The sequence below is a fragment of the Agromyces humi genome, assembly GCF_009720255.1.
Lineage (GTDB): Bacteria > Actinomycetota > Actinomycetes > Actinomycetales > Microbacteriaceae > Agromyces > Agromyces humi.
In genome coordinates this window covers 1-5,422 of the sequence record NZ_WJSP02000255.1, presented here as the reverse complement: position 1 = coordinate 5,422, position 5,422 = coordinate 1, and the positions used below count along the sequence as shown (strand labels likewise).

The following is a 5,422-nucleotide window of genomic DNA, read 5'->3' as shown; positions in this document are numbered from 1 at the left end:
GGCGTGAGGCGCGGCAGCGTAGGGCGCGACGGCTTGAGGCGTGGCAGCGCCGCCGCGACCCCGCGCCGCGACGACGAAGGCGACTAGAAGGCGCCGCCCATCTCCTCGAGCCGCTTCACCCGCTCGGCGATCGGCGGGTGCGTCGCGAAGAGGCGGCCGACCACGCCCGGCTTGAGCGGATCGGCGATCCAGAGGTGGGCCATCGACGTGTTCTGGCGTCGCATCGGCCGTCCGTACTGCTCGAGCTTCTCGAGGGCGCTCGCCAGCGCGTCGGGGTGACGGGTGGCCATCGCGCCCGTGGCATCCGCCAGGTACTCGCGCTGTCGTGACACCGCCAGCTGCACCAGGCTCGCGACGAGCGGGGCGATGAGCATGGCGACGAGGCCGACGACGAGCAGGATCGGGTTGCCGTTGCTGTTGTTGTTGCGGCCGAAGAACGTCATGCGCACGAACATGTCGGAAATGAACCCGACCGCGACGACGAGGCCGAACACGATCATCGAGAGCCGGATGTCGTAGTTGCGCACGTGCCCGAGCTCGTGGGCCATGACGCCCTCGAGCTCGGCGTCGTCGAGGAGCTCGAGCAGGCCGGTGGTGGCCGCGACCACGGCGTGCTCGGGGTCACGCCCGGTCGCGAACGCGTTCGGCGCGGGGTCGGAGATGACGAACACCCGCGGCATCGGCGTGCCCGTGGCGATCGACAGGTTCTCGACGGTGCGCCACAGCCTGGGATGATCGGCCTTGCTGCCCAGCTCGACCGCGCCCGACATGGCGAGCGCCTGCCGGTCGGCCGTGAAGTACTGGAACAGCGCGTAGGCACTGGCGATCACCACCGTGACGATGACGATCGTGGGGTCCTGGTAGACCCACGCCGCGAGCCATCCGAGCCCGCCGATGATCGCCAGGAAGAACAGGATGATGAAGACGGTGTTGCGTTTGTTCTTGGCGATCGCTCGGTACAACGCCGGCCCTTAGAACTGCACGCGCGGCGGCTCTGCGATGGCCGCAGGCTCCGTGACCTCGAAGAAGTCCCGCTCGTGGAAGCCCAGCCCGCGCACGAACAGGGTGTTGGGGAACACCTTGATCTTCGTGTTGAGCTCGCGCACGCCGCCGTTGTAGAAGCGCCGCGATGCCTGGATCTTGTCTTCGGTGTCGACCAGCTCCGACTGCAGCTGGAGGAAGTTCTGGCTGGCCTGCAGCTGCGGGTACGCCTCGGCGACCGCGAAGATCGACTTCAGCGCCTGCTGCATGTGGTTCTCGGCGGCACCCGCCTCGGCCGGGCCCTGCGCCTGCAGCGTCTCGGCGCGGGCGCGGGTCACGTTCTCGAAGACGGACTTCTCGTGGGCCGCATACCCCTTCACGGCGTCGATGAGGTTGGGGATGAGGTCGGCACGGCGCTTCAGCTGCACCGTGATGTCGCTCCACGCCTCGTCGACGCGCACGTTGAGGGTCACGAGGGAGTTGTAGGTCGCCCAGAGGTAGATCCCGATGATCACCACGAGCGCGACGACGATGATGACGGGGATCAGCCATTCCATGGCACGGACTCCTAGCGCTCCAGCGACGATCGGGGGTGCCTTCATCCTACCGAGCGGTCAGGCGGCACCAGTGGGCTTCCCATGAGACTCGGAGGGAACCGCGGTCACCGCCGGGCGTAGGCTCGCCGTGTGGAGCAGCGTGCAGAGCCGCGACGACGCGGGCGCCCACGCGGCGCGAACCGTGACGACACGAAGGCCCGGATCCTCGAGGCCGCCGCCGCCGAGTTCGGCGAGCGCGGCTACGAGGGCGCGTCCATCCGCTCGATCGCCCGCCGCGCCGGGGTGGACCCGTCGCTCGTGCACCACTACTTCGACGACAAGTCGGCGCTCGTCGTCGAGGTCGTCGCGGTGCCGCTCCGCCCCGACCGACTGGTGCAGGGCGCGCTCGACGGCCCGCTCGAGGAGCTCGGGGCCAGGCTCGTGCGCACGGTGCTCACCGCGTGGGACAACCCCGCGGTGCGTCCAGCGGCGACGGCGGCCATGCGCTCGGCGATCGGGCACGGCCCCGTCGCCCGGATGCTCCGCGAGTTCCTCCGCCGCGAGATCATGCACCGGCTCGCCGGCCGGATCGCCGACCAGGCCGACGCCGAGCTGCGCGCGCAGCTCGCCGCGTCGCAGCTCGTGGGCGTCATCATGCTGCGCTACGTGCTGGCGTTCGATCCGGTGGCGTCGATGAGCGACGACGAGATCGTGGCGCGCGTCGCTCCGGCGGTGCAGTGGCACCTCACGGGCACGGGCCCGGTGCTTGACAGCGCATCGGTGCGAGCGCACAATTCCTCACATGGTGAATAAGGCGCATGCCGCAGCGCCGCCGGCCGTCGTCGTCGACGACCTGCACGTGCGACGTGCCCGCATCCCGGTGCTCCACGGCCTCTCGCTGACGGTGCCGAAGGGACGCATCGTGGGCCTCCTCGGCCCGAGCGGCAGCGGCAAGACCACCCTCATGCGCGCCATCGTCGGCGTGCAGGTCGTCGACTCGGGCCGTATCGAGGTGCTCGGCCTCCCGGCCGGCTCGCGGGAGCTCCGCACCCGCCTCGCCTACGTCACGCAACAGGCGAGCGTGTACGACGACCTCACGGTGCGGCAGAACCTCGCCTACTTCCGCCGGATCCTCGGCGCACCGGCATCCGATATCGACGCCGTCATCGAGCGCACCGACCTGGGCTCCGTGGCCGATCGCCTCGCCGGCGCGCTCTCGGGCGGCCAGCGCGGACGCGTCTCGCTCGCCGCCGCCCTCCTCGGCGCGCCCGAGGTGCTCGTGCTCGACGAGCCGACCGTCGGCCTCGACCCGGTGCTGCGGGTCGAGCTCTGGGACCTGTTCCACCGGCTCGCCGCCGACGGCGCGACCCTGCTCGTGTCGAGCCACGTCATGGACGAGGCCAAGCGCTGCGACCGCCTGCTGCTCCTGCGCGACGGCGCACTGCTCGCCGACGACACCGTGCCCGGCGTGCTGGAGGCCACGGGCACCGACGACGTCGAGACCGCATTCCTGCGGCTCATCGAGCGAGGCCAGCCCGACCTGCGACCCGAATCCGGACGGGAGGCGGCACGATGAACCTCGCACGCACGTTCGCGACCACCGGCCGCGTGCTCTCGCAGATCCGGCACGACCCGCGCACGATCGGCCTGCTCCTCGTGGTGCCGAGCCTGCTCATCGGCCTCGTCGCCTGGATGTTCACCGACACCGACACGTTCGCCTCGATCGGGCCGGCCATGCTGGCGCTCTTCCCGTTCATCGTGATGTTCCTCGTGACGAGCATCGCCACCCTGCGCGAACGGCGCAGCGGCACGCTCGAGCGGCTGTTCTCGATGCCGCTCGGCAAGGGCGACTTCATCCTCGGCTACGCGCTCGCGTTCGGGTTCCTCGCCGTCTTCCAGACCGCGATCGCCGTCTCGTTCGCCGTCTGGGTGTGCGGGCTCGAGATCGAGGGGTCGCTGGTGCTGCTGTTCGCGGTGGCCATCTGCGACGCCCTGCTCGGCACCGCCCTCGGCCTGCTCGCGAGTGCGTTCGCCCGCACCGAGTTCCAGGTGGTGCAGTTCCTCCCGGTGTTCGTCTTCCCGCAGGTGCTGCTCGGCGGCATCTTCCTGCCCACCGACCAGCTGCCCGCGGGGCTCGAGGCGATCAGCGGCTGGCTGCCCCTCACCTACGCCATCGACGCGCTCAACGCGGTCTCCACGGGCGACGAGGACTCCGCGTGGATCATCACGAAGCTCCTCGTCGTGATCGCGTGGATCATCGGCTCGATCGTGCTGGGGTCGGTCACGCTGCGTCGGCGGACTCCGTAGCGGCGGCATCCGTCGTCACCCCGCCGAGCACCCGGTCGAGGTAGGCGTTCGCGAAGCGGCCCTCGGGGTCGAGCTCGTCGCGCACCCGTAGGAAGTCGCCGAAGCGCGGGTAGACGTCGCGCAGCGTCTCGGCGGTCTGCGTGTGCATCTTGCCCCAGTGCGGGCGTCCGCCGAAGCCGCGCATGATCTCCTCGACGGCGGCGAAGTACTCGCGCGGGTCCTCGCGGAAGTAGCGGTGCACCGCGACGTAGCCGGTGTCGCGGCCGTGTGCCGTCGAGAGCCAGTTGTCGTCGGATGCCGCGGCGCGCACCTCGATCGGGAAGGTGATGTTCCACCCCTTCCGCTCGATGAGCGCGCGCACCTCCCCCACCGCGTCGGGCACCGCCTCGAGCGGGATCGCGTACTCCATCTCGCGGAACCGGACCCGTCGCGCACTCGTGAACACCGACGGCGAGAAGTCGCTGAAGTCGCGGTTGCCGCTGAGCTTGTCGGTCAGCCAGGCGAGGTGGGGCGTCAGCCGCGGCGCGACCGTGAGGGCGCCGCAGGCGACGCCGAACAGCCCGTTGGCCACGAGCTCGTCGTCGATCCAGCGCGAGACGCGCCCGAGGGGCCTGCGCGGCGCATCGGCGGGCAGTCGCGTGTTCGTCTTCGTCAGGGCCGTGTCGGTGTGGGGGAACCAGTAGAACTCGAAGTGGTCGTGCGCGCGCACCCGGTCGAGCCACTCGTCGACCACGAGCCCGAATGGCTCGGGCCGCTCCACGGCCTGCAGCACGAACCGCGGCACCAGCTGCAGGGTGACCTCGACGAGCACGCCGAGCGCGCCCAGCCCGACGCGCACGGCGGGCAGCAGCTCGGGCCGCTCGGTCTCGCTGACGGTGAGGAGCTCGCCGCTAGCGGTCACGAGCTTGGCGGCGACGATCTGCGTCGCGAGGCCGCCGAAGCCGAGCCCCGTGCCGTGCGTTCCGGTGGACGTGGCTCCGGCGATGGTCTGCCGGTCGATGTCGCCCATGTTCGGCAGGGCCAGTCCGTAGGGGGCCAGCAGGGCGGGCAGCTGGTGCAGGCGGGTGCCGGCGGCGAGCGTGACCCGGCCGGTCGTGACATCCGCGTCGATGACCCCGGTGAGGTCGCCGAGGTCGAGCTGCACGTCGGGGGCGACGGCGATGCCGGTGAAGCTGTGGCCGGCGCCGACGGGCTTCACGCGCAGGCCGGATGCCGCGGCGGCGGTGACCGCCCGCTGCACCGCGCCGGCCGTGGCCGGCCGCTCCACGCGCACCGGGCGCACCGCCTCGGTGCGGCCCCAGTTGCGCCACAGGTCTCCGGTCGCCGTCACAGGAATGCCTTCCCCTCGCCTCGGTAGGTGGGTACGGTGTCGACCACCGCGTCGCCGTCGACGACGGCGAACTCGTTGAGGTGCTCTGAGAGCTCGCCCGACTTGGTGTGCCGGAACCACACGCGGTCACCCGCACGAAGCCGCCGGGCAGCGGGGCCGGTGACCGGCGTCTGCACCTCGCCGGCCGACTCCCGAGGCACCATCGCGAGACCCTCGGGCCAGACGATGCGCGGCACCCGGTCGGCAGCGGGCGGGCCCGACGCGATCC

At 71.2% G+C, this 5,422-nt stretch carries 6 protein-coding genes and 1 pseudogene; 3 read left to right on the top strand and 4 right to left on the bottom strand.

Translation table 11 applies throughout. From position 1 onward, the window contains the following. Positions 1 to 83 precede the first annotated feature (83 nt). Entirely contained in the window at positions 84 to 962 is an 879-nt protein-coding gene (locus GH736_RS16340; RefSeq protein WP_159605219.1) for a M48 family metalloprotease, read from the bottom strand. A gap of 9 nt (positions 963 to 971) precedes the next feature. Continuing rightward, entirely contained in the window at positions 972 to 1,538 is a 567-nt protein-coding gene (locus GH736_RS16335; RefSeq protein WP_159605217.1) for a LemA family protein, read from the bottom strand. Positions 1,539 to 1,667: 129 nt separating this feature from the next. Between GH736_RS16335 and GH736_RS16330 the strand changes: the two genes are divergently transcribed. From GH736_RS16330 to GH736_RS16320, 3 genes are read left to right on the top strand one after another with little or no spacing between them, the layout of a single operon-like run. Then, positions 1,668 to 2,330, top strand: a complete 663-nt coding sequence (locus GH736_RS16330; protein ID WP_235934340.1) for a TetR/AcrR family transcriptional regulator — start codon at positions 1,668 to 1,670, stop codon at positions 2,328 to 2,330. After that, positions 2,320 to 3,093 carry an ABC transporter ATP-binding protein gene (locus GH736_RS16325; protein ID WP_159605215.1) on the top strand — a complete coding sequence of 258 codons (774 nt, stop codon included), beginning with the start codon at positions 2,320 to 2,322 and terminating at the stop codon, positions 3,091 to 3,093. Before GH736_RS16330 ends, GH736_RS16325 begins: the two co-directional genes overlap by 11 nt. Beyond that, positions 3,090 to 3,824, top strand: a complete 735-nt coding sequence (locus GH736_RS16320; protein WP_159605213.1) for an ABC transporter permease — start codon at positions 3,090 to 3,092, stop codon at positions 3,822 to 3,824. The genes GH736_RS16325 and GH736_RS16320 overlap by 4 nt, the downstream gene beginning before the upstream one ends. On the opposite strand, the gene GH736_RS16315 is transcribed toward GH736_RS16320, so the two are convergent. Then, the gene (locus GH736_RS16315; protein ID WP_159605211.1) at positions 3,799 to 5,154 is read right to left on the bottom strand and encodes a D-arabinono-1,4-lactone oxidase; all 1,356 of its coding nucleotides are present in this window, start codon (positions 5,152 to 5,154) and stop codon (positions 3,799 to 3,801) included. The two genes, GH736_RS16320 and GH736_RS16315, sit on opposite strands and share 26 nt — an antisense overlap. Continuing rightward, positions 5,151 to 5,422: pseudogene (locus tag GH736_RS16310) on the bottom strand (amino acid deaminase/aldolase); the annotation flags it as partial. The gene GH736_RS16315 and the pseudogene GH736_RS16310, both read right to left, overlap by 4 nt.

Bases quoted from the DNA above. Each gene is read 5' to 3' on its own strand.
- GH736_RS16335 (WP_159605217.1), bottom strand. From the start codon at position 1,538: ATGGAATGGCTGATCCCCGTCATCATCGTCGTCGCGCTCGTGGTGATC.
- GH736_RS16325 (WP_159605215.1), top strand. From the start codon at position 2,320: ATGGTGAATAAGGCGCATGCCGCAGCGCCGCCGGCCGTCGTCGTCGAC.
- GH736_RS16320 (WP_159605213.1), top strand. From the start codon at position 3,090: ATGAACCTCGCACGCACGTTCGCGACCACCGGCCGCGTGCTCTCGCAG.